This window comes from Xanthomonas sp. LMG 12460 (genome assembly GCF_009192895.1).
Lineage (GTDB): Bacteria > Pseudomonadota > Gammaproteobacteria > Xanthomonadales > Xanthomonadaceae > Xanthomonas_A > Xanthomonas_A sontii.
The window spans coordinates 1-23,904 of record NZ_NKUH01000057.1 but is presented as its reverse complement, the minus strand read 5'-3'; the positions used below and the strand labels follow the sequence as shown (position 1 = coordinate 23,904).

The 23,904-nt window shown below is 67.3% G+C and carries 26 protein-coding genes; 17 read left to right on the top strand and 9 right to left on the bottom strand.

The annotated features are described in order from the left end of the window. Nucleotides 1-301 (top strand): superoxide dismutase family protein (locus tag CEK66_RS12690; protein WP_193312647.1); only part of this gene is annotated, 301 nt, incomplete at its 5' end. 146 nt (nt 302-447) lie between these two features. On the opposite strand, the gene CEK66_RS12685 is transcribed toward CEK66_RS12690, so the two are convergent. Both CEK66_RS12685 and CEK66_RS12680 read right to left on the bottom strand, forming a co-directional pair. After that, nucleotides 448-1,014 carry an NADAR family protein gene (locus tag CEK66_RS12685; RefSeq protein ID WP_152237156.1) on the bottom strand — a complete coding sequence of 189 codons (567 nt, stop codon included), beginning with the start codon at nt 1,012-1,014 and terminating at the stop codon, nt 448-450. Nucleotides 1,015-1,226: 212 nt separating this feature from the next. Continuing rightward, complete coding sequence (locus CEK66_RS12680) at nt 1,227-2,114, bottom strand: hypothetical protein (RefSeq protein ID WP_152237155.1); 888 nt, start codon at nt 2,112-2,114, stop codon at nt 1,227-1,229. A gap of 105 nt (nt 2,115-2,219) precedes the next feature. On the opposite strand from CEK66_RS12680, the gene CEK66_RS12675 reads away from it, so the two are divergent. Continuing rightward, complete coding sequence (locus tag CEK66_RS12675) at nt 2,220-3,500, top strand: acetyl-CoA C-acetyltransferase (protein WP_026143786.1); 1,281 nt, start codon at nt 2,220-2,222, stop codon at nt 3,498-3,500. A 159-nt stretch (nt 3,501-3,659) separates the two neighbouring features. Beyond that, complete coding sequence (locus CEK66_RS12670) at nt 3,660-4,229, top strand: hypothetical protein (RefSeq protein ID WP_148830358.1); 570 nt, start codon at nt 3,660-3,662, stop codon at nt 4,227-4,229. Nucleotides 4,230-4,455: 226 nt separating this feature from the next. Here the strand turns inward: CEK66_RS12670 and CEK66_RS12665 are convergent, their stop codons facing one another. The 3 genes from CEK66_RS12665 to CEK66_RS12655 form a co-directional block, all read right to left on the bottom strand. Then, complete coding sequence (locus tag CEK66_RS12665; protein ID WP_017908649.1) at nt 4,456-5,724, bottom strand: heme biosynthesis HemY N-terminal domain-containing protein; 1,269 nt, start codon at nt 5,722-5,724, stop codon at nt 4,456-4,458. After that, nucleotides 5,721-6,701 carry a uroporphyrinogen-III C-methyltransferase gene (locus tag CEK66_RS12660; RefSeq protein ID WP_017908650.1) on the bottom strand — a complete coding sequence of 327 codons (981 nt, stop codon included), beginning with the start codon at nt 6,699-6,701 and terminating at the stop codon, nt 5,721-5,723. Before CEK66_RS12660 ends, CEK66_RS12665 begins: the two co-directional genes overlap by 4 nt. Before the next feature lie 112 nt (nt 6,702-6,813). Next, on the bottom strand, nt 6,814-7,587 hold the full coding sequence (locus tag CEK66_RS12655; RefSeq protein ID WP_152237154.1) for a uroporphyrinogen-III synthase: 774 nt from the start codon (nt 7,585-7,587) through the stop codon (nt 6,814-6,816). A 42-nt stretch (nt 7,588-7,629) separates the two neighbouring features. Here CEK66_RS12655 and CEK66_RS12650 point away from each other — a divergent pair, with 42 nt between their 5' ends. The 5 genes from CEK66_RS12650 to CEK66_RS12630 all read left to right on the top strand — a co-directional run bounded on the left by CEK66_RS12650 (nt 7,630) and on the right by CEK66_RS12630 (nt 10,704). Further along, on the top strand, nt 7,630-8,100 hold the full coding sequence (locus tag CEK66_RS12650) for a YiiD C-terminal domain-containing protein (protein ID WP_152237153.1): 471 nt from the start codon (nt 7,630-7,632) through the stop codon (nt 8,098-8,100). 45 nt (nt 8,101-8,145) lie between these two features. Further along, nucleotides 8,146-8,565 (top strand): hypothetical protein, encoded by a 420-nt coding sequence (locus CEK66_RS12645; protein ID WP_026144149.1) that lies wholly within the window; start codon nt 8,146-8,148, stop codon nt 8,563-8,565. Nucleotides 8,566-8,618: 53 nt separating this feature from the next. Next, complete coding sequence (locus CEK66_RS12640; RefSeq protein WP_017907746.1) at nt 8,619-9,053, top strand: rhodanese-like domain-containing protein; 435 nt, start codon at nt 8,619-8,621, stop codon at nt 9,051-9,053. 88 nt (nt 9,054-9,141) lie between these two features. Beyond that, on the top strand, nt 9,142-9,660 hold the full coding sequence (secB, locus tag CEK66_RS12635) for a protein-export chaperone SecB (protein ID WP_017907745.1): 519 nt from the start codon (nt 9,142-9,144) through the stop codon (nt 9,658-9,660). 18 nt (nt 9,661-9,678) lie between these two features. Next, complete coding sequence (locus CEK66_RS12630) at nt 9,679-10,704, top strand: NAD(P)H-dependent glycerol-3-phosphate dehydrogenase (protein ID WP_152237152.1); 1,026 nt, start codon at nt 9,679-9,681, stop codon at nt 10,702-10,704. A 176-nt stretch (nt 10,705-10,880) separates the two neighbouring features. Here CEK66_RS12630 and CEK66_RS12625 read toward each other — a convergent pair whose 3' ends face one another. Then, the gene (locus CEK66_RS12625) at nt 10,881-11,453 is read right to left on the bottom strand and encodes an Ax21 family protein (RefSeq protein WP_017907743.1); all 573 of its coding nucleotides are present in this window, start codon (nt 11,451-11,453) and stop codon (nt 10,881-10,883) included. 244 nt (nt 11,454-11,697) lie between these two features. Next, on the bottom strand, nt 11,698-12,240 hold the full coding sequence (locus CEK66_RS12620) for a TetR family transcriptional regulator (protein ID WP_152182519.1): 543 nt from the start codon (nt 12,238-12,240) through the stop codon (nt 11,698-11,700). Between the two features lie 147 nt (nt 12,241-12,387). Here CEK66_RS12620 and CEK66_RS12615 point away from each other — a divergent pair, with 147 nt between their 5' ends. Next, entirely contained in the window at nt 12,388-13,077 is a 690-nt protein-coding gene (locus CEK66_RS12615; RefSeq protein ID WP_152237151.1) for a DUF1349 domain-containing protein, read from the top strand. A gap of 87 nt (nt 13,078-13,164) precedes the next feature. Here the strand turns inward: CEK66_RS12615 and trmL are convergent, their stop codons facing one another. Both trmL and CEK66_RS12605 read right to left on the bottom strand, forming a co-directional pair. Next, the gene (gene trmL / locus CEK66_RS12610; RefSeq protein ID WP_193312648.1) at nt 13,165-13,641 is read right to left on the bottom strand and encodes a tRNA (uridine(34)/cytosine(34)/5-carboxymethylaminomethyluridine(34)-2'-O)-methyltransferase TrmL; all 477 of its coding nucleotides are present in this window, start codon (nt 13,639-13,641) and stop codon (nt 13,165-13,167) included. A gap of 44 nt (nt 13,642-13,685) precedes the next feature. Further along, nucleotides 13,686-14,162 (bottom strand): hypothetical protein, encoded by a 477-nt coding sequence (locus CEK66_RS12605; RefSeq protein ID WP_043094087.1) that lies wholly within the window; start codon nt 14,160-14,162, stop codon nt 13,686-13,688. A 414-nt stretch (nt 14,163-14,576) separates the two neighbouring features. Between CEK66_RS12605 and CEK66_RS12600 the strand changes: the two genes are divergently transcribed. The 8 genes from CEK66_RS12600 to CEK66_RS12565 all read left to right on the top strand — a co-directional run bounded on the left by CEK66_RS12600 (nt 14,577) and on the right by CEK66_RS12565 (nt 23,821). After that, nucleotides 14,577-17,450, top strand: coding sequence for a pitrilysin family protein (locus CEK66_RS12600; RefSeq protein ID WP_152237150.1), 2,874 nt, complete (start codon nt 14,577-14,579; stop codon nt 17,448-17,450). 125 nt (nt 17,451-17,575) lie between these two features. Then, entirely contained in the window at nt 17,576-17,893 is a 318-nt protein-coding gene (locus tag CEK66_RS12595) for a DUF4156 domain-containing protein (protein WP_152237149.1), read from the top strand. A gap of 102 nt (nt 17,894-17,995) precedes the next feature. After that, a complete protein-coding gene (locus CEK66_RS12590; protein ID WP_017907736.1) occupies nt 17,996-19,012 on the top strand; it encodes a 3-oxoacyl-ACP synthase III in 1,017 nt (338 codons plus the stop codon). Between the two features lie 117 nt (nt 19,013-19,129). Continuing rightward, the gene (locus tag CEK66_RS12585) at nt 19,130-20,212 is read left to right on the top strand and encodes a Fic family protein (RefSeq protein ID WP_152237148.1); all 1,083 of its coding nucleotides are present in this window, start codon (nt 19,130-19,132) and stop codon (nt 20,210-20,212) included. A gap of 80 nt (nt 20,213-20,292) precedes the next feature. Beyond that, the gene (locus CEK66_RS12580) at nt 20,293-21,195 is read left to right on the top strand and encodes an alpha/beta fold hydrolase (RefSeq protein WP_152237147.1); all 903 of its coding nucleotides are present in this window, start codon (nt 20,293-20,295) and stop codon (nt 21,193-21,195) included. Between the two features lie 68 nt (nt 21,196-21,263). Beyond that, the gene (locus CEK66_RS12575) at nt 21,264-22,424 is read left to right on the top strand and encodes an ATP-binding protein (protein WP_152237146.1); all 1,161 of its coding nucleotides are present in this window, start codon (nt 21,264-21,266) and stop codon (nt 22,422-22,424) included. Nucleotides 22,425-22,480: 56 nt separating this feature from the next. Continuing rightward, nucleotides 22,481-23,011: a hypothetical protein gene (locus CEK66_RS12570; protein ID WP_152237145.1), complete on the top strand. Its 531-nt coding sequence runs from the start codon at nt 22,481-22,483 to the stop codon at nt 23,009-23,011. 330 nt (nt 23,012-23,341) lie between these two features. Beyond that, the gene (locus tag CEK66_RS12565; protein WP_152237157.1) at nt 23,342-23,821 is read left to right on the top strand and encodes a hypothetical protein; all 480 of its coding nucleotides are present in this window, start codon (nt 23,342-23,344) and stop codon (nt 23,819-23,821) included. Nucleotides 23,822-23,904 lie beyond the last annotated feature (83 nt).

The following is a 23,904-nucleotide window of genomic DNA, read 5'->3' as shown; positions in this document are numbered from 1 at the left end:
CAGCAGCGCCGGCGGCCACTTCAACCCGGCCAAGACCGAGCACGGCCAAGTCGGCAGCGATCCGCACCACGGCGGCGACATGCCCAATCTCAAGGCCGACGCCGAGGGCAAGGCGACCATCGATGCGGCGGTGTCCAACAACGTCAACATCGGCAAGGGCGACGGCTTCGACATCCTCAACCACGCGGTGATCGTCCACGCCGACCCGGACGACTACAAGAGCCAGCCCACCGGCAACGCCGGCGGCCGCCTGGCCTGCGGCGTGATCAAGGGCGATGCGGCGGCTGCGCCGGCGCAGTAAGTGCACGCTGGATGACGTTCGTGATGGCGGCGTCCGTGTTGCGGGCGCCGCTGTCTTTCGCTTCCTGGATCCGCTGATATCCGGAAAGTGGCTCCAGTGGCGTCGGATCGAGGCTGCATGAAGCAGAGCGGCATCGTGTGTCGCGCTCAGCGAGGATCTGATTCCGCCAGTCGCCGGCGGACCTCCATCAGGGCGAAGCCCAGCAGGTTCTCGCCCTGCCACGTCGTGGGATCGGCGGCGCGCGGGTCGTCCGCCGCCAGGCCGATGCCCCAGATCCGGTCGACCGGACTGGCTTCGACCAGCACCCTGTCGCCGGTCCCGAGCAGGAAGGTCTTCAGCGCCGCGTGCTGGCCGAATTTGCCCAGGTTGCCCGCGATGACCAACTGCATGCGGGCATCGCGCCAGGTGGATTCATCGAAACCCTGGATCTCCCGCCCGATCGCCTTGGCTTCTCCGGGATGCGCGGCGGCCAGAATGCGGGCACAGGCGGCATGGTCGCCGAACAGCCGCGCCTTGCCGGCCATCATGTAATGCTCGGCGGTGGGGTAGGTCACCGAATCGAGCACGAAGGGCGCCTCGAACCATTGGCTGAAACAACTGCGGTCGATGGCGCCGGGCTGCCTCGGCGTATGCCCCCAGAAGTGGACGAACTTGAGGGGTTCGCCCGCCTGCTGCCGTGCGCACAGCGCTTCCACGGTCAACACGGTGTGCATGGATGTCCCCGCTGGAAATCAAGTTCGTCTGCACTGCTGCAACCCTGCGATGCCAGGGCAGCGCCGCGGATGCTGCGACATGCCGTTGCGACCGCCTGTTGCCGCGTCAGCCCGGCATCGCGGTCTCTCTGCAACGCGCGCCTGCCCGCATGCCACCGCTGGCCCGCTTGCTCCGGTCGAGCGGCGCAAGCCAGTGGAAGTGCCGACGCGGCTCAGGCCGCCAGCAACGCCTGCTTGGCGTCCTGCCCGCTCTCGCAATGCACGTACAGCACCGGCAGGCCGTGGGCCTCGAGTACCGCGGCCAGTTGTCGCTGGCGCGCCAGGTATTGCTCATAGACCCGCTGCAGGCGCTCGCAGTCCTGGCGGTCGTAGGCGTAGTGCGCGCACCAGCTGGCCGGGTCGAACAGCGCCATGCGCACCTCGCCTTCGCGGTAGCGCAGCAGCGGCTCGGGCGGGGCCTGCAGCCATTCTTCCTGGTCCGGCGCCAGCAGCGCGGTCTCGATCAGCGGCCACAGCGGTGCCAGACCCTGGTTGTCGTACTGCATGGACATCATCGCCGCCAGGTCATGGCCGGTCAGGTAGCGGGCGTGCTCGATCTCCGCGCCAAAGCCCTTCTGCGCGAGCAGCGCGGTATCGGCCTGCGCCATGCCCTGCGCCAGCAACACGTCCTCCAATGCCTCGGCCACGGACTGCACGGTGTCGGCCGGGCCGCTGAGCAGGAACGGCACCACCCGCAATGCGCCGCCGCGCAGGCCGGCGTCGGCCTGGAACGGCAGCGGCACGCTGCCGTCGGCATCGGTGCCGAAGGCCAGCAACCGCGGGCCTTCGGCGCGGCCGGGCGCGCGGGCGGCGAGTTCCTCCAGGCGCCGGTGCAGCGGCCAGCCCGGACGCAACGCTTCGGCCGGGTCGAAATGCGCGCCGGCCAGGCTCAGTTCCAGTTCGCGCACCGCCGGCACCAGTTGCGCCAGGTCGCGGCCGACCTTCTCGGCCAGTTCGGCGGCCTGCGCATGCGGCAGCGCCGGGTGCGCCGGTTCGCGCCCGGAGGACAATTCCAGGGCGATGACCCCGTGGGCGTGGCGAGTGGCGGAGGCTTGGGTCATGGGATTGGCGGTTGGCCCGTCGCGGGCGCATAGCTACACTCGCTTCATTATGCCTGCGCTACCGTGCAGGCCATGTCCCCGACTCCCCTCGCGCGAGGTAATCCCATGCCAGCAGCCCGTCCCGTCGCCATTCTCGGCGGCGTCCGCATTCCGTTTTGCCGGCAGAACACGGCGTATGCGGATGTCGGGAACCTCGGCATGTCGGTGCGCACGCTGGGCGCGCTGGTCGAGCGTTACGGGCTGCACGGGCAGCAGCTGGGCGAAGTGGCGATGGGCGCGGTGATCAAACATTCCAGCGACTGGAACCTGGGCCGCGAGGCGGCGCTGTCCTCCGGGCTGTCGCCGCTGACTCCGGGCATCACCCTGCAACGCGCCTGCGGCACCAGCCTGGACAGCATCATCACCGTCGCCAACAAGATCGCGCTGGGGCAGATCGAGTCGGGCATCGGCGGCGGCTCGGACACCACCTCCGAAGTGCCGATCGTCTACGGCAAGAAACTGCGCGCGCGCCTGCTGGCGGCCAACCGCGCCAAGAGCACCGGCGACAAGCTGCGCGCGCTGACCCGCGGCTTCAAGTTCGCCGAGCTCAAGCCTGAGTTCCCGGGCGTGGCCGAGCCGCGCACCGGCAAGAGCATGGGCGACCACTGCGAGGACATGGCCAAGCAGTGGAACATCTCGCGCGATTCGCAGGACGCCTGGGCGGTGTCCTCGCACCACAAGCTGGCCGCCGCCTACGAGCGCGGCTTCTTCGCCGACCTGATCGCGCCGTTCCGCGGCGTTGAGCGCGACAACATCCTGCGCGCGGATACCTCGCTGGAGAAGCTGGCCACGCTGAAGCCGGCCTTCGACAAGGTCAGCGGCCGCGGCACCCTGACCGCGGCCAACTCGACCCCGCTGACCGACGGCGCCGCCGCGGTGTTGCTGGCCTCGGAAGAATGGGCGCAGGCGCATGGCCACGTGCCGATGGCCTATCTGCGCGATGCGCAGGTGTCGGCGGTGGATTTCGTGCACGGCGAAGGCCTGCTGATGGCGCCGACCGTGGCCGTGCCGGAGATGCTCAAGCGCCACGGCCTGCGCCTGCAGGACTTCGACATCTACGAGATCCACGAGGCCTTCGCCGCGCAGGTGCTGTGCACCCTGCGTGCCTGGGAGAGCGAGGACTACTGTCGCACCCGGCTGGGCCTGGATGCGCCGCTGGGGCAGATCGATCCGGCCAAGATCAATCCGGTGGGCTCGTCGCTGGCCACCGGCCATCCGTTCGCCGCGACCGGCGCGCGCATCGTCGCCACCGTCGCCAAGCAACTGGTCGAACGCGGCGGCGGCCGCGCGCTGATCTCCATCTGCACCGCCGGCGGCATGGGCGTGGTGGCGATCGTCGAACGCTGAGCATCACCGCGCGCTGGCACTCGTGCCGGCGTGCGCCGCGCCACGGCCTTCGGCCCTGCGGCGCCGCCCCGGCGCTGACCGCGTCGCATCCGTCGCGCTACCATGCCCGCCGATTCGCCTGCGTCACGCGGGCGACACGGCGCGCAGGGGGCGCAGGCCATGACCGAGCAGGGCAGTTTCAATCCGTACCAGGCGCCCAGCGTCGCCAGTCCGTCCAGCCTGCCGCCGCCGTTGCCGGGCGAGACGTTGTGGCGCGATGGCACGGATTTGCTGTGCCTGCGCGATGCGCCGTTCCCGCCGCATTGCGTGAAGTGCGGGGCGGCGCTGGGCAACGACGAACTCAAGAAGCGCACCTTCTACTGGCACGCGCCGGGCTGGTACGCGCTGATCCTGGTGAGCATCCTGGTCTATGCGATCGCGGCGCTGGTCGCGCGCAAGCGCAGCAGCCATGTGCTCGGGATGTGCGCGGCGCATCGGCGTCGGCGCAACCGGTACATCCTGTTGATCGCCGGTGCCTTCCTGGTTGGCCCGCTGCTGGGATTCGCCGTCGGCGGCGAGAGCGGGTTCTGGCTGGGAGGCGCCGTGTTCCTGGTCATGCTGATCTGGGGCATGTTCGGCGCGCGCATCCTGGTGCCGCGGCGCATGGACGAGCGCTACGCGCGCTACAAGGGCCTGGCGCCCGCGTTCCTGGCGCGCCTGCCGGCGCTGCCGCCGGCCTTGCGGCGCTGAGCGGCCGCAAGGCCGGCCTACCTTCGGATGCGATGACCGGCGCGCCGCCGGCCTGGGCACACGACGCGGCCCATGCGTTCTGCCGTGCTCCTCTTCGCTGATCGGCGCAGGAGCGATGCGCGTGCGCTGCCGCGTCCGGAAGCAGCCATGACGCGCTTTCGCCGCGGATCAGCGTGCCCGGCCTGGTCTTGCAGGCTCGGCCATCTCTGACAACACCGGGACGGACTCAACCCTCCAGCCGCGGGAACCCATGGTCGTCGCGGCGTTCCGTGCTGTCCGGCGCCGGCGCGATCGGGGTCACCGGCGCGACCGGCTCGGGCAGCGGCTGCGCGATGTCGCCGCGCTGCACGCGCAGCGCATTGGCGTAGCAGCGCTGCGCCGCGAGCATGTCGCCGGCGTCGGCATAGCCGTCGCCGAACACCTCCCAGGCCTCGGCGCCCGCACCCAGCGCCAGCGCGCGGTGCAGGAATTCCTCCGCCTGCGGCCACTGCTGCTGGCGGCTGGCCAGACGCGCCAGGGTCAGCAGCAGCGCCGGGCTGTCCGGATGCGCCTGCAGCCAGCGCTGCGCGCTGGCGCGGCGCGAATCGTACTTCTCCACCGGCAGGCGCCCGTACAGCGCGGCCAGGCCTTCGTCCCAGCGCGTGTCCAGCGCCTGCTCCAGGCTGCGCAGCGCCGCATCGTCCCAGCGCAGGGCGGCCGCCCGCACCGCGTAGGCGGCGACCACCGCCGGCTCGCTGCGCAGCGATTTGGGCAGGCTCTCCCAGCGCTCGGCCAGGGCATTGGCATCGGCGGCCTGGTCCAGCGAGGCCGCGGCCAGGCGCGTTTCCAGCGTGGCGATCGCCTCCAGCGGCAGCGCCTGCTGCTGGCGGATCGCGCCGAGCTGGCCGTAGGCCTCGCCGGCACGACCGATGCGGGTCAGTGCCTCGGTGCGCAGCAACAGCCCGCGCGGCGGCAGCGGCTGCGCCGCGGCCACGTCCAGCGCATTGATCGCATCGACCGGGCGCTGCTGCTCCAGATGCAGTTCGGCCAGCAGCAGTGCATGCGCGGCGGGATCGCGTTCGGCCAGGCGCCGCAGGTGGCGCTCGGTCGCCTCGCGGTCGCCGCGCGCATCGGCCGCGCGCACCGCGGCGATCAGGGCTATGGCGCTCACCTCGGGGTCTTCGGCGGCGGCGTTGAGCTGCTTCTCGGCCCGTGTCCACTGGCCGGCGTGGGCGGCGGCCAGGCCGTCGAGCAGGCGCGCACGCGACTGCTTGCGGCGGCGCCGGCCCCAGGCGCGGAACGGGAAGCTGAGCACGTTCCACACCAGCCACAGCGCCAGGAACGCGATCACCAGCAGCAGCGAGGCCTGCGGCAGCGAGGCGATGTAGTCGGTGCCGCCGACGCGCACGATCACCTCGCCGAGCTGGCGCACCTGGTCCTGCCCCAGCCATTGCGCACCGATCACGCCCAGCGCGATGACGATCAACAGCACGATCAGGGAACGGAGGGATTTCATGACGGGCTCCTTGCGTCGCGCATCGCGCGCAACTGTTGCAGGGTGGTTCCGAGTTCGGGAATGGTCGGGCGCAGATCGGCATTGGCCAGGGTGCGCAGCGCGGCGCGGCGTTCGCGCAGTTGCGGCGACTCCGGCCACAGCCGCGACAGCCAGCGCCCGGCGCCGGCCAGGGCGCTGCGATAGCCACGCGTGTCGCCGCGTTCCAGCGCCGCGCGCGCCAGGGTCAGGTCGAGCTGCAGCGCGTCGTGGGCGGCCACGCGCTCCGAGCCGGCGGCCAGGACGCCGCCCTGCGAGGGGCGGATCTTCACCAGCGGCGCCAGCAGGCGCTGCCACAGCGGCTGCTGTGCGCTCTCCGGCAATTGCGTCGGCAGCTTGTCCAGGCTGGCGGCGAAGGCATCCAGTTGCGCCGCCAGGCGTGCCTGCGGCCCGTCGCCCAGCGCGTCCAGCGCGGTGCGTTCCTGCAACAGCGCCTGGCGCAGGTTGAGGAATTGCGGATCGTCGATGCCGTCCAGCACACCGCTGGCCAGCGCGTAGGCACGCCGCGCGCCGGCCGCATCACCGGCCAGCAGCAGGCGCTGCTGGCCCTGGTTGAGCAGCAGTTCGACCTCGTCCAGGCGCAGCGCCTGCGCGCCGTGACGGTTGGAATCGGCGAGCTTGGCGACATTGGCCTCCAGCAGCGCGCTGCGCTGGCTCAGGCCGAGCATTTCGTCGCGCAGCACGCGGTTGGTGCTGGCCGCGTCCTGCAGCCGCTGCGCGGTGGCGCGCTGGTCGCGGCGCAGGCTGTCCTGGGCCTGCTGCAAGGCCTGCAGTTGCTGCTGCAGGTCCGACTGCTGGGCCAGTTCGCGCGCGCTGCGCGCCTGCCACCAGTCCCAGCCACGCCAGCCGGCGAACGCCAGCGCGGCCAGCGTGGCGAGCACCAGCAGCAACCAGATCCAGCGTGTGGAACGGCGAGGCGTGATCGGGATTTCGTCGGTCATCGGCAGCGTCCTGGGGACCGTCGCCCGTCGCGAGCAAGGCGGCGGTCGGCGCGGCACCGCCGGAGCATGGCGTGAGCGGCACTGCGGCCGCAAGCCGGGCGGCGGTCCGCGTTCAGCGAGGTGGCGAGCGCGTTACGATCGCGGCCGCTGCGGCGACCAACTGCTGCGGCATCGGCCCGGCCGCCTGCGCGACGTCGACGAAGCCCAGGTCCACGGCCAGGGTGGCCAGGCGTGCGCTGGCTGCGACGACCGGACGCGTGCGCCAAGCCTGCGCCAGTTCTTCCGGCAGCTGCGCCAGCAGTTGCTGTAGCGCTTCCCCGCTGCTCAGCGCCAGCACGCCGGGCGGCGCCGCACGCAGGCGGGCCAGGTCGGCCGCGCGCAGCCGTACCGGTTCGCGCACGTACACGTCCGCGCGCAGCAGCGGGGTGCCGCGCGCCTGCAGGTGTGCGGCGATCAGGCCGCGGCCGCCGGGGGCGGTGATCAGTCCCACCGGCAGGTCGTGCGCGGACATTTCCGGCAGCGCCAGCAGGCCGTCGCTGTCCATCCGCGCCGGCGTCGCCACCTCGGCGATGCCGTGCTGGCGCAAGGCGCGCGCCGTGCCTGCGCCCACTGCCAGCCAGCACTGGCCGGGGCGTGCCGCCAGCGGCTGCAGCGCCGCGGCCGCGCGCACCGCCGCCGGGCTGCTGACGATGACCCGTGGCGCAGCCAGCGCCGCGGCCAGGGCCGCGCGGGTGGCGGGATCGGCGCGCGGCCGCAGCCGCCACGGCGACACCGCCAGCACCCGTGCGCCACAGCGCGCCGCGGCCCGCCGCAGCGGTGCGTGCTCGCCCTGCGGGCGCAGCGAGATCAAGGTCCAGGCCGGGGCGGCGGTTGCATGCGCGCTCATGCCAGGCATTATGCGAGCCCCCACCGGCAGCACAATCGCACCATGGCAGCGGATCTTTCCCTCGAGGCGTTCCTGCAGCAGTTGCAACGGCAGTTCCAGGCCATGCCGCCGGTGGCGGCGCTGCAGGTCGCCGTGCACGAGTATGCCGAGCAGCGCCTGCAGCTGGTCGCACCGCTGGCGGCCAACCTCAACGACAAGGGCAACGCCTTCGGCGGCAGCCTGGGCTCGGTGATGACCCTGGCCGGCTGGGGGCTGGTCAACTGCGAGCTGCACCGCGCCGGCCTGCAGGCCGACGTCTACGTCGCCGACAGCCAGGTGCGCTACCTGTCGCCGCTGTACGCCGATCTGCATGCCCAGGCCAATGCCGACGCGGAGGGCGACTGGGACGTGTTCGTGAATACCTTCCGCCAGCGCGGCCGCGCCCGCATCGGCATCCAGGCCCAGGTCGGCGCGCCCGGCGCGGCAGCGGCGGCGACCCTGAGCGGTCGCTTCGTGGCCCTCGCCAAGGGGTAGGATGCGCGGATCGCGCGCCCCGCGCGCCGCCACCTGGACGCCGCCATGCCCTCGATGTTCCGCGCGCTCGCGCTGCTGTTGCTGCTGGGCTGGACCGGCGCGGCCGTGGCCGGCAGCCGCGCGCAACAGCGCAAGCTCGACGATCTGCAGACCGCCTACGCCGCGGCGGTGCGCTGGAGCGAGTTCGAGACCGCCTGGCAGGTGGTCGACCCGGCCTACCGCCAGGCGCATCCGCTGACCGACCTGCAACTGGAGCGCTACCGGCAGATCCAGGTCTCCTCCTACAAGGTCGGCGGCGGCGCGGTCGGCGACGGCGAGGCGCTGCGCGAGATCGAACTGGGCGTGATCAACCGCAATACCCAGGCCGAGCGCATCGTCCGCTACCGCGAGCGTTGGCGCTGGGACCCCGAGGCCAAGACCTGGTGGCTGCAGGACGGCCTGCCGGACCTGTGGAACGGCCAGTAGCGCGGTCGCCGAGCTGTGCGACAATCGGCGCCCGCTTCCAGCCCCCGAGTCCCGTGAACTTCGAAGAACTGCTGGCCTTCGCCGGCCGCAACCCGATGCTGGCCCTGGCCCTGGTGGGCCTGACCATCGCCCTGATCGTCACCGAAGTGGCGCGCCTGTTCCGTGGCTACAAGAGCCTGCGGCCGGCCGAGCTGACCCGCCTGATCAACGCCGGCAACGCGGTGGTGGTCGACCTGTCGGCCTCGGCCGATTTCGAGAAGGGCCACATCGCCGGCAGCCGCAACGCCACCGCCAGCCAGTTCGGCCCCGAGCACAAGCTGGTTGCCAACGCCAAGGCGCAGCCGGTCGTGCTGGTCTGCCGCACCGGCACCACCGCCGACGGCGCCGCCAAGCAGTTGAAGAAGGCCGGCTTCGAGCAGGTCTACGTGCTCGAGGGCGGCATCGCCGCCTGGCAGCAGGCCGAGCTGCCGCTGGTCAAGGGCCGCTGAGACACCGCGTCCGGTCCGACCTCGAGGGTCGCGGCCGGCGTGTGATAATCCCGTTTCTTTCTGTTACCGAATCCACCGGAGTCAAGCAATGTCCGACCTCACCAACAACGGCGCCGCGGCGCCGGCCGACGCCGCGGCCGGTCCCGCTTTCACCATCGAGAAGATCTACGTCAAGGACGTGTCCTTCGAGTCCCCCAACGCGCCGTCGGTGTTCAACGACAACGCGCAGCCGGAACTGCAGCTCAACCTCAACCAGCGCGTGCAGCAGCTGAACGAGCAGGCCTTCGAAGTCGTGCTGGCCGTGACCCTGACCTGCACCGCCGGCGGCAAGACCGCCTACGTGGCCGAAGTGCAGCAGGCCGGCGTGTTCGGCCTGGTCGGCCTGGACCCGCAGGCGGTGGACGTGCTGCTCGGCACCCAGTGCCCGAGCATCCTGTTCCCGTACGTGCGCTCGCTGGTCAGCGACCTGATCCAGGCCGGCGGCTTCCCGCCGTTCTTCCTGCAGCCGATCAACTTCGAGGCCCTGTACGCCGAGACCCTGCGCCAGCGCGCGCAGCAGGGCGAGGGCCAGTCGCTGGCCGATTCGGAGCCGGCCGGCAACGCCTGAGCGCGTTCGCCGTTGCGCATGCGCGATAACGCCAAGAAGAAGATCGCCGTCCTCGGCGCCGGCTCCTGGGGCACGGCGCTGGCGTCGCTGACCGCACGGCACGGGTATCCGACCGTGCTGTGGGGCCGCGATGCCGTGGTCGCCGAGGCCATCGGGCAGCGCCACGAAAACCCGCGCTACCTGCCGGGGATCGCGTTGCCGGAGGGCTTGCAGGCCACCACCGACCTGGCGGCGGCCATCGATGGCGCCGACTGGATCCTGGTGGTGGTGCCGTCGCATGCGTTCACCGAAACCCTGCGCCAGATCGCGCCGCTGCGCCCGGCGCAGGCCGGCGTGGCCTGGGCGACCAAGGGTTTCGAGCCCGGGTCGGGGCGTTTCCTGCATGAAGTGGCGCAGGAGATCCTCGGCGAGGAGGTCCCGTTGGCGGTGGTCACCGGTCCGTCCTTCGCCAAGGAAGTGGCCCTGGACCTGCCGACCGCGGTGACCGTGCACGGCGATGCCGCGTTCGCCCAGCAGGTCGCCGATGCGATGCACGGCCCGACCTTCCGCGCCTATACCGGCGACGACATGGTCGGCGCCGAGCTGGGCGGGGCGATGAAGAACGTGCTGGCGGTGGCCACCGGTGTGGCCGACGGCATGGAACTGGGCCTCAACGCCCGTGCCGGCCTGATCACCCGCGGCCTCAACGAGATGCTGCGGCTGGCCGCGGCGATCGGCGCCAAGCCGGAAACCCTGATGGGGCTGGCCGGACTCGGCGACCTGGTGCTCACCTGTACCGGCGACCTCTCGCGCAACCGTCGGCTGGGCCTGGCGCTGGGCCGTGGGCAACCGCTGCAGGAGGCGGTGCGCGCGATCGGTCAGGTGGTCGAGTCGGTGCAGACCGCCGACGAGGTGATGCGCCAGGCCGAGCGCCACGGCATCGATCTGCCGATCTCCAACGCGGTGCGCGCGGTCCTGCATGGCGAGCTGACCCCGGCGGTCGGCCTGCAGCAGCTGCTGGCGCGCGAACAGAAGCCCGAGTACCCGACCACCTTGTTCAGTTGATCCGGCTGCCGCCGGACACGAAAGCGCCCGGCCTGGCCGGGCGTTTGCGTGTCTGCATATCCGTGGGTCAGCGATGAGCCGGATCGGCAGGCAAAAAAAAGCCCGGTCGTGGGACCGGGCTTTCCGAACCGCGCGCGGCGGGAGAGAGAGACGACGCGCGCGGCGCTAGGCAACGCTTACCAGCTGAAGCGCGGGCCGACGAACCATTCCTTGTCGCCGTGGCGGTCCATCTTCAGGTCGGCGCTCAGGCCCCAGTTCTGGTTCAGCTTGGCCTGGGCGCCCAGACGGCCGTAGAAGGTGCCTTCCGGATTGACGCCGTCCTTCTTCAGGTAGTCCTCGTAACCACCCAGGGCATAGACTTCCAGGTACGGGTTGAACGCGGTGCGGATACCCGCTTCGGCGCTCCAGCCGTTGAACTTGGTGCCGTATTCCGGGGCGAAACGGTTGTAGGCCACGCGGGTCACCAAGTCGGTGCTGGTCGCGATCTCGTGGTTGTAGCCGGCACCGACGCGCCACTGGTCGACGCGTGCGTCGGCAAAGTCGGTCTTCTGGCGGTTGAAGTCGCCGAACACGCTGAAGTTCGGGTGGAACGCGTAGGAACCCTTGACCGCCCAGCCGTCGGCATCGCCGCCGCTGGCGTCGGTCTTGACGTAGCCGGCTTCGGCATAGTTGTAGGAAAGGCCTTCGGCGGCCGAAGCGGCGAACGGCAGGGTGGCCAGGAGGCCGAGAGCAAGCAGAGAGGTCTTCATAATCGGGGTACCTTCGTTATTGGTTTGTCGGCGCTGAGGCGTGGGGCCGTTCGCTGCCGATATGTAAATTATCCGTTAGCGACCCGAACTCGCCCTGAATCCCAAACCGACCAGTCCATAAATTAAACGCCCCGTTCAGGCGCTCGCGATGCATTGTTGTGATGCGCGCCGTTGCATTCCAGGCAACAGGGAATTTCAGGACTGTCGGCGCAGGTGGCGACGCCCACCGCGTGCGAGCGGCACGCTACAGCGCGGCAAGCGTCTCGATCGCCGCGCGCACGCGCTGCCTGTCCATGGGCACGACCGAGCGGTGGATGGTCGCGCCTTCGATGAAGGCATCGATGGCGGCGGATGCGGCGACGGAGAACTGCGTTTCCAGGGCGGCCCGGCTCCTGGCCATCCACTGCTGCATGATCGCGGTCATCTCCGGATGCCGGCGGGCGAACGCATACAGTTCGTAGCTCAGCAGCAGCACCCGCGGGGACGCCGTCCCCTCGGCGAAGATGATGTTCACCACCGCCTCGCAGGCCTGGTCGCGGTTCTGCGCGGTGCGGATTTCGGCGGCGAAGTCGGCGGACACCTCCTGGGAAAATCGGGTGAACGCGGCGACCAGCAGGTCGTGCATCGAGCCGAAATAGTAGGTGGTGGCGCTGAGCGGAACGCCGGCTTCCTCGGCGACCTTGCGGAAGGTGGTGCCGGTGACGCCGTGATCCAGGATCACCCGCAGCGCGGCCTGCTCGATCGCTTCCTTCCGGTGCGGATCCTGGCGCCAGGTCCTGCCGCTCATGCCTGTCCAACGCTGTCTCGACGAAGCCGATGATCGCAGGTCGCGGTTGACGCCTCAATTGGTACAGATGTACAAATTCGCCGATGAGGTCGACGAAGGCCATCGCCGCGATGGCGCCTCCGAAACAGCGACGTGAGGAGCAGTGCGATGGCGAATTCCGGGGAGCAGGACGTGGATATCGGTCGTCGGGCGACCCTGGGTGGGCTCGCCGCCGGCAGCGTCGTGCTGGCGAGCGGTGCGTGCGCGGGGGCAACTTCCGGCTGGGAGGCGGGCACCTGGCTCAACGCGCCCAAGGTCCATCGGATCCTGCCGGGCGGCGTGCTCGAGGTCGTCACCGACAAGGGCGGCGATTTCTGGCGCGAAACCCATTACGGGTTCACCCGCGACAGCGGGCATTTCCTCGGCATCGCCGCGCCTGCGCGCTTCACCTGCCAATTGCGCGTGCGCGGCAAGTTCGAACAGCTCTACGATCAGGCCGGCCTCATGGTGCGGGTCGACGAGCGCCGCTGGGTCAAGGCCGGCATCGAACTGAGCGATGGGCGGCCGATGCTCAGCAGCGTATTGACCGACGGCCGTTCGGACTGGGCCACCGGCCCGTACGAAGCGGACGCGTCGGATTTCTGGATGCGCGCCACCGTGGACAAGGGCGTGCTGCGCCTGCAGGTCTCGCGCGACGGGAAATCCTGGCCGCTGGTGCGGTTGTGCCCATTCCCGGTCGCCTCCTCCTATCTCGTCGGCCCGATGACGTGCACACCGGAACGGGAAGGATTGATGGTCCGCTTCTCCGACTGGAGCCTGGGGCCGGTGCTGGGCAAGGACCTGCACGATCTGTCCTGACGCCTGCAGTGCCGTGGCGCGTGCCGCGTCAGCGATGCAGCGATAGAACACTGGATGGCGCGTTGCCAGGCGACGCGCGACGTACGCTCAGTCGGCGCCGGGAAAGCCCAGTTGCCGCCACGCCTCGAACACCACCACCGCGACCGCGTTGGACAGGTTGAGGCTGCGGTTGTGCGGCTGCATCGGCAGGCGCAGGCGCTGCGCGTCGGGCACTTGCTCCAGCACCGTGTCCGGCAGGCCGCGGGTTTCCGGGCCGAACAGGAAGGCGTCGCCGTCGGCGAAGGCGGGCGTGTCGTAGCGGGTGCTGCTGCGGGTGCTGAGGGCGAACAGGCGGCGCGGGGCGATGGCCTGCAGGGCCGCATCCAGCGACGCATGGACATGCAATCGTGCGTACTCGTGGTAATCCAGGCCGGCGCGCTTGAGCTGACGGTCGCCGAGGTCGAAGCCCAGCGGCTCGATCAGGTGCAGTTGCGCGCCGGTGTTGGCGCAGAGACGGATGACGTTGCCCGTGTTGGGCGGAATTTCGGGCTGGTACAGCAGAACGTGCAGCGTTGGGGTGGCGATCATCGGCGCAGTGTACGCGCCGGCGCGGAGGCCTTGGTGCCGATTCAGCGCACCAGGCCGACCGCCAGGTCCTGGCCCAGCTTCTGCAGGCTCGGCTGCAGCTGCAGCATCGCGGTGTCCAGCGTCTCGCCGACCACGTCGCCGATCGCCAGCATGCTGCCCATGTCCGCATCCGGACGCACCTGCACGGTGGCCAGGGTCACCACGTGCTGGCTGGCGGCCTGCTCCTGGTTGCGCTCGGCGAGCTGCTCGGCCGAGGGCCGCACCTGCACCGCCGCCAGGGTGGCGATGCGACTGGACAGTTCGGCGTCGCGCTGGGCGATCTGCTCGGCCGAGGGGCGCACCTGCACCGCCGCCAGGGTGGCGATGCCGCTGGTCTGCTCGACGTTGCGCTGGGCGATCTGGTCGGCCGACGGGCGCACCTGCACGGTCTCCAGGGTGGTGATCTGCGCGGCGGCGAAGGACGGCGCGGCGAACAGGGCGGCGATGGCGGCGGTCAGGAGCAGGGTGGTGGTCTTCATGGCGGGCCTCGTTGGTGTTGTTGATCAGTGGTGTGGTAGTAAAGTAGTACACCTAATCAGGGGTTGCAAGAACTTTTTTGCGCCCGGTTGTTTTATTAAGCTTTCATTCACTTAATGCCGGTGGCTCTTGCGCTTGAGGATGTGTAAGCAGACCGCGTGCCAATTCCAAGTTTCTGTTTTTGAATGAGAATTTTCCTTGGCGATGTGTCCGCGGGCGGACACCCGGGCGCTCGCGTACGCCGGACGCGGACACCGCGGCGCCGTCCGCGGCGGCAGCCGACCCGCTGATGGGTCGGAGGTGACGCCGTTGAAGGAGGACGTCAGCGACAACGGCGGAATGCGCGTCGTGCAGTACGCCCGGTACGATCGGCGTTCACCGGCTGTTTCACTCGCCCCAAGGAAGAAGGAATCCGCATGACCGTCTCGACCCGCCCGCGTGGCGCCCTGTTGGCCGTTGCCCTGTCCGTCGCGCTCGGCGCATTGAGCTACGCGCCGCCTTCGACGGCGGCCAGGCCTGCTGCCGCCGCGTCGGTGGATATTGCCTACGAGCAATTCACCCTGCCCAATGGGTTGCGGGTGGTGGTGCACACCGATCGCAAGGCGCCGATCGTGGCGGTCAACCTCTGGTACCACGTCGGCGCCAAGGACGAGCCGGCCGGGCGCACCGGGTTCGCGCATCTGTTCGAGCACCTGATGTTCCAGGGCAGCGAGAACCACCACGGCGAGTTCTTCGAGCCGTTCAAGCAGGTCGGCGTCACCGACCAGAACGGCACCACCAACAGCGACCGCACCAATTACTTCGAGAACGTGCCGACCACCGCGCTGGACATGGCGCTGTGGATGGAGTCGGACCGCATGGGCCACCTGCTCGGCGCCATCGATCAGGCGGCGCTGGACGAGCAGCGCGGGGTGGTGCAGAACGAGAAGCGCCAGGGCGAAAACCAGCCTTACGGGCAGGCCTGGAGCCGGCTGAGTCGCGCGCTGTATCCGGCCGGCCACCCGTACCACCACACCGTCATCGGCTCGATGAACGACCTCAACGCGGCCTCGCTGGCCGACGTGAAGCAGTGGTTCCGCACCTGGTACGGTCCCAACAACGCGGTGCTGGTGCTGGCCGGCGACATCGACGTGGCCACGGCCAAGGAGAAGGTGACGCGCTACTTCGGCGACATCCCGGCCGGCCCGAGCATGGCCCAGCCCAAGGTCGACGTGGCCCAGCGCAGCCAGTCCACCCGCGAGACCATGACCGACAAGGTGCCGCAGACGCGGATCTATCGCGTCTGGAACGTGGCGCAGACCGGCACCGAGGACGTCGACCGCCTGCAACTGCTGGCGCAGGTGCTGGGCGGCGCCACCTCTTCGCGGCTGGACCGGCGCCTGGTCCACCAGGACAAGCTGGTGGATATGGTCAGCGCCTCGGTCTGGCCGTCGCAGCTCGGCTCCGGCTTCGGCATCATCGCCATGGTCAAGCAGGGCGTGGACCCGGCCAGGGTCGAGGCGGCGATCGACGAGGAGCTGCGCCGGCTGCTGGACAAGGGACCGGACAAGGCCGAACTGGCGCGCGCCAAGACCGCCTTCCGCGCCGGCTTCATCCGTGGCGTCGAGCGCATCGGCGGCTTCGGCGGCAAGGCCGACGTGCTGGCCGAGTGCGCGGTGTACACCGGCGACCCCGGCTGCTTCCGTACCTCGCTGGCGACCATCGCCGACACCCGCCCGCGCGATCTCACCGCCGTCGGCCGCAAGTGGCTGGGCAAGGGCGACTACACCCTGCTGGTGCAGCCGGGCGAACGCGTGGCGCAGGCCGAGGAGCCGACGGTGCAACCGGCGCCGCTGAATCCGCCGCCGGTCGATCCCAAGTACCGCACCCTGCCCAGCGTGGTCGACCGCAGCGCCGGCCCGCCCAAGACCACCCAGTTTCCGAAACTGACGTTCCCGACGCTGCAGCGCGCGACGCTGAAGAACGGCACCACGATGATCCTGGCCGAACGCCACGAGGTACCGGTGGTGCAGTTCAGCTACGAGTTCCAGGGCGGCTACAGCGCCGACCAGGGGCGCAAGCCGGGGACGGCCAACTTCACCATGGGCATGCTCGACGATGGCGCCGGCGAGCGCGATGCGCTGGCGTTCGCCGATGCGGCCGAGGCATTGGGGGCGTCGCTGACGGCCGGCGCTGCGCTGGACGGCAGCAATGCCTACCTGTCGGCGCTGAAGGAGAACCTGGCGCCGTCGCTGGCGCTGTACGCGGACATGCTGCGGCGGCCGCGCTTCGCGCCGAACGAGATCGAACGGGTCCGCGCCAGCTGGATCGCCAGCATCCGCCAGGAGAAGGCCCAGCCCAACGGCGTGGCGATGCGGGTGCTGCCGCCGCTGCTGTACGGCGTCGGCCATCCCTACGCGATGCCGTTCAGCGGCATCGGCACCGAGGCGGCGATCGCGGCCCTGCAGCGCGAGGATCTGGTCGACTTCCACCGCGACTGGGTGCGCCCGGAGCACGCCACCCTGATCGTGGTCGGCGACACCACCCTGGCCGAGATCGTGCCGCTGCTGGACGCGCAGTTCGGCGACTGGAAGGGTGAAGGGACGGCGCCGTCGGTGCCGGTCCCGGCCCGCGTGGCGCGGCCGGCCAAGCCGCGCGTGTACCTGATCGACCAGCCCGGCGCGGTGCAGGCCAACCTGTTCGCCTCGGAACTGGTGCCGCCGACCACCGATCCGGCGGCGGTCCGCTTCGACATCGCCAATGGCGTGATCGGCGGCGACTTCACCTCGCGCCTGAACATGAACCTGCGCGAGAACAAGCATTGGTCCTACGGCGCGCGCAGCGGCGCGGCCAGCGCCCTCGGCCAGCGGCCGTGGACCGCCTCGGCCCCGGTGCAGATCGACAAGACCGCCCCGGCGCTGCAGGAGATGTACAAGGAGATCAGCGCCTTCGCGAGCGGCAAGGCACCGCCGACGGCGGAGGAGGTGGCACGCATCCGCAACATCCAGACCCTGAGCCTGCCGGGCGCCTACGAGACGGCCAGCGCGGTGATGGGCGCGATCGGCGGCATCGTCCGCTACGGCCGCCCCGACGACTACGTGTTCAAGCGCAAGGCCGAGATCGAGGCGATGACCCCGGCGCAGGTGCGCGAGGCGGCGTCGATGCTCGACCCGAACACCTTGACCTGGGTGGTGGTGGGCGACCTCAAGCAGATCGAGGCGCCGGTGCGCGCGCTGAAGCTGGGCGAGGTCACCGTGATCGATGCCGACGGGGTGCCGCAGGGCGCGGCGGCGGCCCCGGCGCCGCGCTGAGTGCGGCAGGTGCGCGTCGGCGATGGCCGGCGCGCGCCGCCTGCCGGCGCCGGCGGGCCGACGGTGTCATGGCCGATTCAGCGTTTTGCGGCACAATCCGGATTCACCTGCCAACGGGCCCGTCCATGCGTCTACCGATCGCCTTCGTCCTGCTCGCCACGCTCGCCGGCTGCACCTGGGTGCCGATGGCGCCGGAAGGCAAAGGGGTGCGAGTCCTGCCGCCAGGTCAGGCCGCCAGCGGCTGCGAGAAGCGCGGCGAGGTGGTGGTGTCGGTGAAGAGCAGCGTCGGCTTCTACCAGCGCAACCCGCTGCGGGTGCGCGAGGAGCTGGAGACCCTGGCCCGCAACGAGGCGCCCGGCGTGGGCGCCAACACCGTGCAGGCGATGGGCGACCCGGTCGACGGCGACCAGCGCTTCACCGCCTACCAATGCAGCGGCCGCTGAACCGCTCAGACCATACGCTTTCCGGGGATTTGTTAAAGATGCGGTAAAACGGTGTAACCGCTAGAATTGGCGCCCCCTCGCCTGACCCTGGCGTACACCTCGATGCTCTTCACCAACGTCTCGATCGCGGGACTGGCGCATATCGACGCGCCGCACACGCTGACCTCCAAGCAGATCAACGCGCGCCTGCAGCCTACCTTGGACCGGCTGCGGATCCGTGCCGACGTGCTCGGCGACATCGCCGGCGTCCACGCGCGGCGCATGTGGGACCAGGACCTGCAGGCGTCCGACGTGGCGACGCTGGCGGCGCGCAAGGCGATGGGCGATGCGGGCATCGAGGCTGGGCAGGTCGGGCTGCTGGTCAACACGTCGGTGAGTCGCGATTACCTGGAGCCGTCCACCGCCAGCATCGTCGCCGGCAATCTGGGCGTGAGCGAGCAGTGCATGACCTTCGACGTCGCCAACGCCTGCCTGGCCTTCATCAACGGCATGGACATCGCGGCGCGCATGATCGAGCGTGGCGATATCGACTATGCGATGGTGGTCGATGGCGAGACCGCCAACCTGGTGTACGAGAAGACCCTGGAGCGGATGGCCTCGCAGGACCTGACCGCCGACGCCTTCCGCGACGAAATGGCGACCCTGACCCTGGGGTGCGGTGCCGTGGCGATGGTGATGGCGCGTACCGACCTGGCACCGGATGCGCCGCGCTACCGCGGCGGCGTGACCCGCTCGGCCACGCAGTGGAACACCCTGTGCCGGGGCAACATGGACCGCATGGTCACCGACACCCGCATGCTGCTGATCGAAGGCCTCAAGCTGGGCCAGAAGACCTTCGCCGCCGCGCGGCAGGCGCTGGGGTGGGCGGTGGACGAACTGGACCAGTTCGTCATCCACCAGGTCAGCCTTCCGCACACCAAGGCCTTCATGAAGAGCTTCGGGATCGACCAGAAGAAGGTCATGACCATCTTCGGCGAATACGGCAACATCGGCCCGGCCAGCGTGCCGATCGTGCTGAGCAAGCTGCGCGAGCTGGGCCGCCTGAAGAAGGGCGACCGGATCGCGTTGATGGGCATCGGCTCGGGCTTGAACTGCTCGATGGCCGAGGTGGTCTGGTAAGCGAGGCATGCACTGCGGTGCACGCTGTTGCAAACATGCATAATTTCCTTCTGAAATTATGCATGTCCATGCAGAAATGCATCTAAACTCCGCTTTTCTTTGCATGTGGCGGCCTCGATGCCCCTCTCTGCCTTACAGCAGCTGGATCCGGCCCGCTTCGACACCACGGCGATCCTGAAGCGACTCACGATCGCCAGCCGCAGTCTGGCGGAACTGAAAGGTGTCGCCGCCAGCATCCCGAATCAGAACATCCTGATCAATACGCTGACCCTGCAGGAAGCCCGGGACAGTTCGGCGATCGAAAACATCGTCACCACCCAGGATGACCTGTATCGCGAAGACGATCCGGCCGATGCGACCGGCACCGCGATCAAGGAAGTGCTGCGTTATCGGCAGGCGCTGCGTGCGGGATTCGAGCAGGTGCGGACATCGGGGTTGCTGACCCTCAACACAGTCGTCGACATCCAGGAGCAGCTCGAATGCAATCGTGCAGGTTTCCGCAAACTGCCTGGGACGGCATTGCGTGACGGGCTGGGGCGCGTGGTCTACGAACCGCCGCAAGGCGCTGACGATGTCGTCCGCCTCATGGGCGAACTGGAGCGCTTCATTCACGATGCACCGCCATTCACGGCAGATCCGCTGGTGAAGATGGCGCTGATCCATCACCAGTTCGAAAGTATCCATCCGTTCTACGACGGCAATGGCCGTACCGGGCGCATCCTCAACGTGCTGTACCTAGTCAAGGAGCGCCTGCTCGATATTCCGGTGCTGTACCTCAGCCGGCACATCGTCCGGACCAAGCCCGAGTATTACCGGCTGTTGCAGGCGGTGCGCGAAGACGATGCCTGGGAAGACTGGGTGCTGTACATGCTCGATGCCGTCGCCATCACCGCGGCCGAAACTGTCGCCACCATCGTCGCGATCAAGGCGTTGTTGCAGGAGACCAAACAGCGCGTGCGCGAGACCTACCGTTTCTACAGTCAGGACCTGATCAACAACCTGTTCAACCATCCGTACACGCGGGTGGAGTTCGTGCAACGCGATCTGAGCGTCTCGCGTCTGACCGCCACCAAGTATCTCGATCTCCTTGCGCAGGACGGAGTACTGGAGAAGCGCCGAGTCGGCCGCAACAACTACTATGTGAATCTCCCTCTGTTCGAGTTGCTCGGGCGCGGCGCCGAGTCAACGGCCTCCGCCTGAAACGTCACGGCGCTTTCGCCATCGGTGCAGCGTCGCGAGCGATGCAACATTCCACTGTCTCCATCCGAGAAGCGCCCCGCATGAACTACCCCGGCTATCCCTTCACCCCGCAGCGCTTCCAGGTCCGCCCGGGGCTGCACATGTCCTATCTCGACGAAGGCCCGCGCGACGGCGAGGTGGTGGTGATGCTGCACGGCAATCCGTCGTGGAGCTATCTGTGGCGCACGCTGGTGAGCGGGCTGTCGGACCGCTACCGCTGCATCGTGCCCGACCACATCGGCATGGGCCTGTCGGACAAGCCGGACGATGCGCCGGGCGCGCGGCCGGGCTACGAGTACACCCTGCAGTCGCGCGTGGACGACCTGGATGCGTTGCTGCGGCATCTGCGCATCGACGGGCCGGTGACGCTGGCGGTGCACGACTGGGGCGGCATGATCGGTTTCGGCTGGGCGCTGTCGCACCATGCGCAGGTGCGGCGCCTGGTCATTACCAATACCGCGGCGTTCCCACTGCCGGCGGCCAAGCCGATGCCGTGGCAGATCGCGATGGGCCGGCACTGGCGCCCGGGCGAGTGGTTCATCCGCACGTTCAATGCATTCTCTTCGGGCGCGTCGTGGCTGGGCGTGTCGCGACGCATGCCTGCCGCTGTGCGTCGCGCCTACGTGGCGCCGTACGACAATTGGGCCAACCGCATTTCCACGATCCGTTTCATGCAGGACATTCCGCTGTCGCCGGCCGACAAGGCCTGGTCGCTGCTGGCGCGGGCCGAGCAGGCATTGCCGTCGTTCGCCGATCGCCCCGCCTTCATCGGCTGGGGCCTGCGCGACATCTGCTTCGACCATCATTTCCTGGAAGGCTTCCGCCGCGCGTTGCCGCAGGCCGAGGTGATGGCCTTCGAGGATGCCAACCACTACGTGCTGGAAGACAAGCACGAGGTGCTGGTGCCGGCGATCCGCCGGTTTCTGGACGCGCATCCACTATAAAAGCTAAATTTGTTATTTTCTCGAGATTTCCTTATCTTAGCTGTGCTTTCTTGTAGCGGAGAGACTAAATGCTGATTACTCGCCTCAGGTTGCGTAACTGGAGAAATTTTCGAGATGTTGACGTGGAGCTGCATCCGCGTAGTTATGTCATAGGCGCTAACGCAGCTGGTAAATCTAATCTTTTGGACGTTTTCCGCTTTCTAAGAACAGTTGCCCAATCAGAGGGTGGTGGTCTACAGAAAGCTCTTAAGGAACGCGGGGGCTTGAGTAAATTAAGGAGTCTTCACGCAAGGACAAATCCTGAAGTGGGGATTGAGGTTGAAGTTGCTGAATCTTTCGAGGACGAAGTCCCGCGTTGGCGCTATGAGTTGGCATTTAAGGCTGAGGGTAAAGGTGCGCAGCGTGTACTTATCACGAAAGAGGTTGTCTTTCTGGATGGGGAGAAGATTAGATCACGTCCGGAAAAGGAGGATATGGAAGATCCAGTTCGTCTAACGCAAACTCACATAGAACAGATTAATAATAACTCGGAATTTCGCGAGTTGGCTGAATTTTTTGGAGCGACGACCTATCTGCATTTAGTGCCGCAACTCTTAAAGCACGGGGATGAAATTAGCGGTCGAGTTGTAGAGAATGACCCTTTTGGACAAGGCCTGTTGCAGAGAATCGCTAGAACGCCTCAAAAGACACAAGCGGCTCGTCTGGAGAGGATAAGAAAAGCGTTAGTAGTGGCGGTTCCTCAGTTTTCCGAATTGCAATTTAAAAAAGATGAGGTCTCAGGGGCGCCACACCTTGAGGCACGTTTTAAGCACTGGCGAGAGCACGGTGCTTGGCAACGAGAAGATCAGTTTTCAGATGGAACATTGAGGCTTATAGGGTTGCTTTGGGCTCTCCAAGAAGGCGATGGAATGCTTCTGCTGGAAGAGCCAGAGCTTTCGCTTAATGATGCTATTGTCGAATACATACCATTAATGATTGAGCGGGTGCTTAGACAGCGGAAAAAGGGAGCTTTCTTGCGTCAAATTTTGGTTACTACGCATAGTGACAACCTTATCGCGGCAGTGCTTGATCCAAGCTCTGTACTACTTCTGGAGCCAGGTGATAATGGGACAATAGCAAGGTCGCCTGATAAAAAAGAAGTTCAGGCAATGAATTCAGGCTTGAATGCGGCCGAAGTTATGCTTCCAAAAACGAGGCCGGATAAGATAGAGCAAATGGGGCTATTCTGATGTCGTCAATTTATGTGATTGGCGAGGATTCTCTCACATGTGCACTTGGAGTCCGCTTGGTTTCTGAAATACTCCATTGGGATATTGAAGCAAGTCCAATAGATACCGGTGGAGTTACAAAGCTAGTGAAGAATATTTCCAGGTATTCTTCCCTTGCAAAACTTGGCCATGTCCTTTGCATTGCTGATACTGATGGTAAATGTGCAGTGAAGTTGCTGTCTACATGGAAGCCACCGACTGCGTCGGAGAGATTTATACTGCGGCTTGCCGTAAATGAGGCTGAGAGTTGGCTGCTTGCTGACGACGATGGTTTTTCTGATTATTTTGGAATATCTCGTGCAAAAATTCCAAGATCCCCAGATGAAGTCGTTGATCCAAAGCGAGTGGTAGTTAATCTTGTGCGGAGCTCCAATAAAAGAGCGTTGCGTAACGAGGTTGTTTCAAGTTTCGATTCAGGGAAGCCTGGGGTGGGATATAACATCCATCTCCAAGCGTTCGTGAATGGCTCTTGGAGTCCAAGAAGGGCTGCAGAAAAATCACCCAGCTTGCATAGGGCAATTAGGCATTTAGATTCTCTCTTAGTTTAAATTGGAAGAGTGACTGGCTTGGAAAGATGCGCTCGATCACTCCGTCCCGGTCAACCACGGGTAGTAGCGGCAGCCACGCTCTGTGTACTACGCTCGCTCAACCTAGCTAAGTCAGTATAGTTGCGCGCACTGAGTGTCGATGCTCACGAATGCTATCAGGGTTTGCTGCGGTGCCTGCCGCTGCGCCGTGGATCATCTATACAGGCGCACGCAAACTGCTACCGATTGGCGTACTGCAACATTTTGGGCTGGGTACAGTCGCCGCTGACGTGCGCGTCGCGCGGAAGCGGACGCTGCACGCAATCGGACAGGAGACAGAGAGTGAAAGCGATGGCGATGGCGATGCTGTTGACGGCGATGAGCGTGCCTGGTGCGCATGCGGAAGACCTGACCACGTCCGCGGATGGCAAGACGCTGACGCTCGGATTCGGCCAGCCCACCTGGAAGCAGGTGCTGCACTACCGCAAGCTGTACGACAAGAAGCCGTTCCCCGATGCGGAGATCTATTACTACAGCAACGGTATGTACAAGATCATTTCGCAGGGCGAGAACCACTACGGCGTGTACGTGCTGCAGGGCAGCTTCGACGACCAGACCTACACGATCCGCTTCATCTCGCTGCCGTCCGAGGACTGGGGTAACAAGACCGCCTTCCATCAGCTCACCTTCATCCGTGGCGAGGACAGGAACGTCTTCATCCAGAACGCGATCGTCGACACCGGCGAGGCCATCGCCCAGCAGAACGGCACCTACACCCTGGAAAAGAACACCGTGACCAATCCGGTGCCGACGGCGTGGAAGCACCGCTGAGCCGATGCGGCGCGCGTCCGCCGCTCTTCGGGTGCCGCCAGGATGGGCGTTTGCAGGAGTTTGCGTAGATACCGTCTTCCCCC

What these genes read in the sequence shown, in the direction of transcription:
- CEK66_RS12685 (WP_152237156.1), bottom strand. Translation starts at nt 1,014, where the DNA reads ATGCACACCGTGTTGACCGTGGAAGCGCTGTGCGCACGGCAGCAGGCG.
- CEK66_RS12680 (WP_152237155.1), bottom strand. Translation starts at nt 2,114, where the DNA reads ATGACCCAAGCCTCCGCCACTCGCCACGCCCACGGGGTCATCGCCCTG.
- CEK66_RS12675 (WP_026143786.1), top strand. Translation starts at nt 2,220, where the DNA reads ATGCCAGCAGCCCGTCCCGTCGCCATTCTCGGCGGCGTCCGCATTCCG.
- CEK66_RS12670 (WP_148830358.1), top strand. Translation starts at nt 3,660, where the DNA reads ATGACCGAGCAGGGCAGTTTCAATCCGTACCAGGCGCCCAGCGTCGCC.
- CEK66_RS12665 (WP_017908649.1), bottom strand. Translation starts at nt 5,724, where the DNA reads ATGAAATCCCTCCGTTCCCTGATCGTGCTGTTGATCGTCATCGCGCTG.
- CEK66_RS12660 (WP_017908650.1), bottom strand. Translation starts at nt 6,701, where the DNA reads ATGACCGACGAAATCCCGATCACGCCTCGCCGTTCCACACGCTGGATC.
- CEK66_RS12655 (WP_152237154.1), bottom strand. Translation starts at nt 7,587, where the DNA reads ATGAGCGCGCATGCAACCGCCGCCCCGGCCTGGACCTTGATCTCGCTG.
- CEK66_RS12650 (WP_152237153.1), top strand. Translation starts at nt 7,630, where the DNA reads ATGGCAGCGGATCTTTCCCTCGAGGCGTTCCTGCAGCAGTTGCAACGG.
- CEK66_RS12645 (WP_026144149.1), top strand. Translation starts at nt 8,146, where the DNA reads ATGCCCTCGATGTTCCGCGCGCTCGCGCTGCTGTTGCTGCTGGGCTGG.
- secB (WP_017907745.1), top strand. Translation starts at nt 9,142, where the DNA reads ATGTCCGACCTCACCAACAACGGCGCCGCGGCGCCGGCCGACGCCGCG.
- CEK66_RS12630 (WP_152237152.1), top strand. Translation starts at nt 9,679, where the DNA reads ATGCGCGATAACGCCAAGAAGAAGATCGCCGTCCTCGGCGCCGGCTCC.
- CEK66_RS12625 (WP_017907743.1), bottom strand. Translation starts at nt 11,453, where the DNA reads ATGAAGACCTCTCTGCTTGCTCTCGGCCTCCTGGCCACCCTGCCGTTC.
- CEK66_RS12620 (WP_152182519.1), bottom strand. Translation starts at nt 12,240, where the DNA reads ATGAGCGGCAGGACCTGGCGCCAGGATCCGCACCGGAAGGAAGCGATC.
- CEK66_RS12615 (WP_152237151.1), top strand. Translation starts at nt 12,388, where the DNA reads ATGGCGAATTCCGGGGAGCAGGACGTGGATATCGGTCGTCGGGCGACC.
- CEK66_RS12605 (WP_043094087.1), bottom strand. Translation starts at nt 14,162, where the DNA reads ATGAAGACCACCACCCTGCTCCTGACCGCCGCCATCGCCGCCCTGTTC.
- CEK66_RS12600 (WP_152237150.1), top strand. Translation starts at nt 14,577, where the DNA reads ATGACCGTCTCGACCCGCCCGCGTGGCGCCCTGTTGGCCGTTGCCCTG.
- CEK66_RS12595 (WP_152237149.1), top strand. Translation starts at nt 17,576, where the DNA reads ATGCGTCTACCGATCGCCTTCGTCCTGCTCGCCACGCTCGCCGGCTGC.
- CEK66_RS12590 (WP_017907736.1), top strand. Translation starts at nt 17,996, where the DNA reads ATGCTCTTCACCAACGTCTCGATCGCGGGACTGGCGCATATCGACGCG.
- CEK66_RS12585 (WP_152237148.1), top strand. Translation starts at nt 19,130, where the DNA reads ATGCCCCTCTCTGCCTTACAGCAGCTGGATCCGGCCCGCTTCGACACC.
- CEK66_RS12580 (WP_152237147.1), top strand. Translation starts at nt 20,293, where the DNA reads ATGAACTACCCCGGCTATCCCTTCACCCCGCAGCGCTTCCAGGTCCGC.
- CEK66_RS12575 (WP_152237146.1), top strand. Translation starts at nt 21,264, where the DNA reads ATGCTGATTACTCGCCTCAGGTTGCGTAACTGGAGAAATTTTCGAGAT.
- CEK66_RS12565 (WP_152237157.1), top strand. Translation starts at nt 23,342, where the DNA reads ATGGCGATGGCGATGCTGTTGACGGCGATGAGCGTGCCTGGTGCGCAT.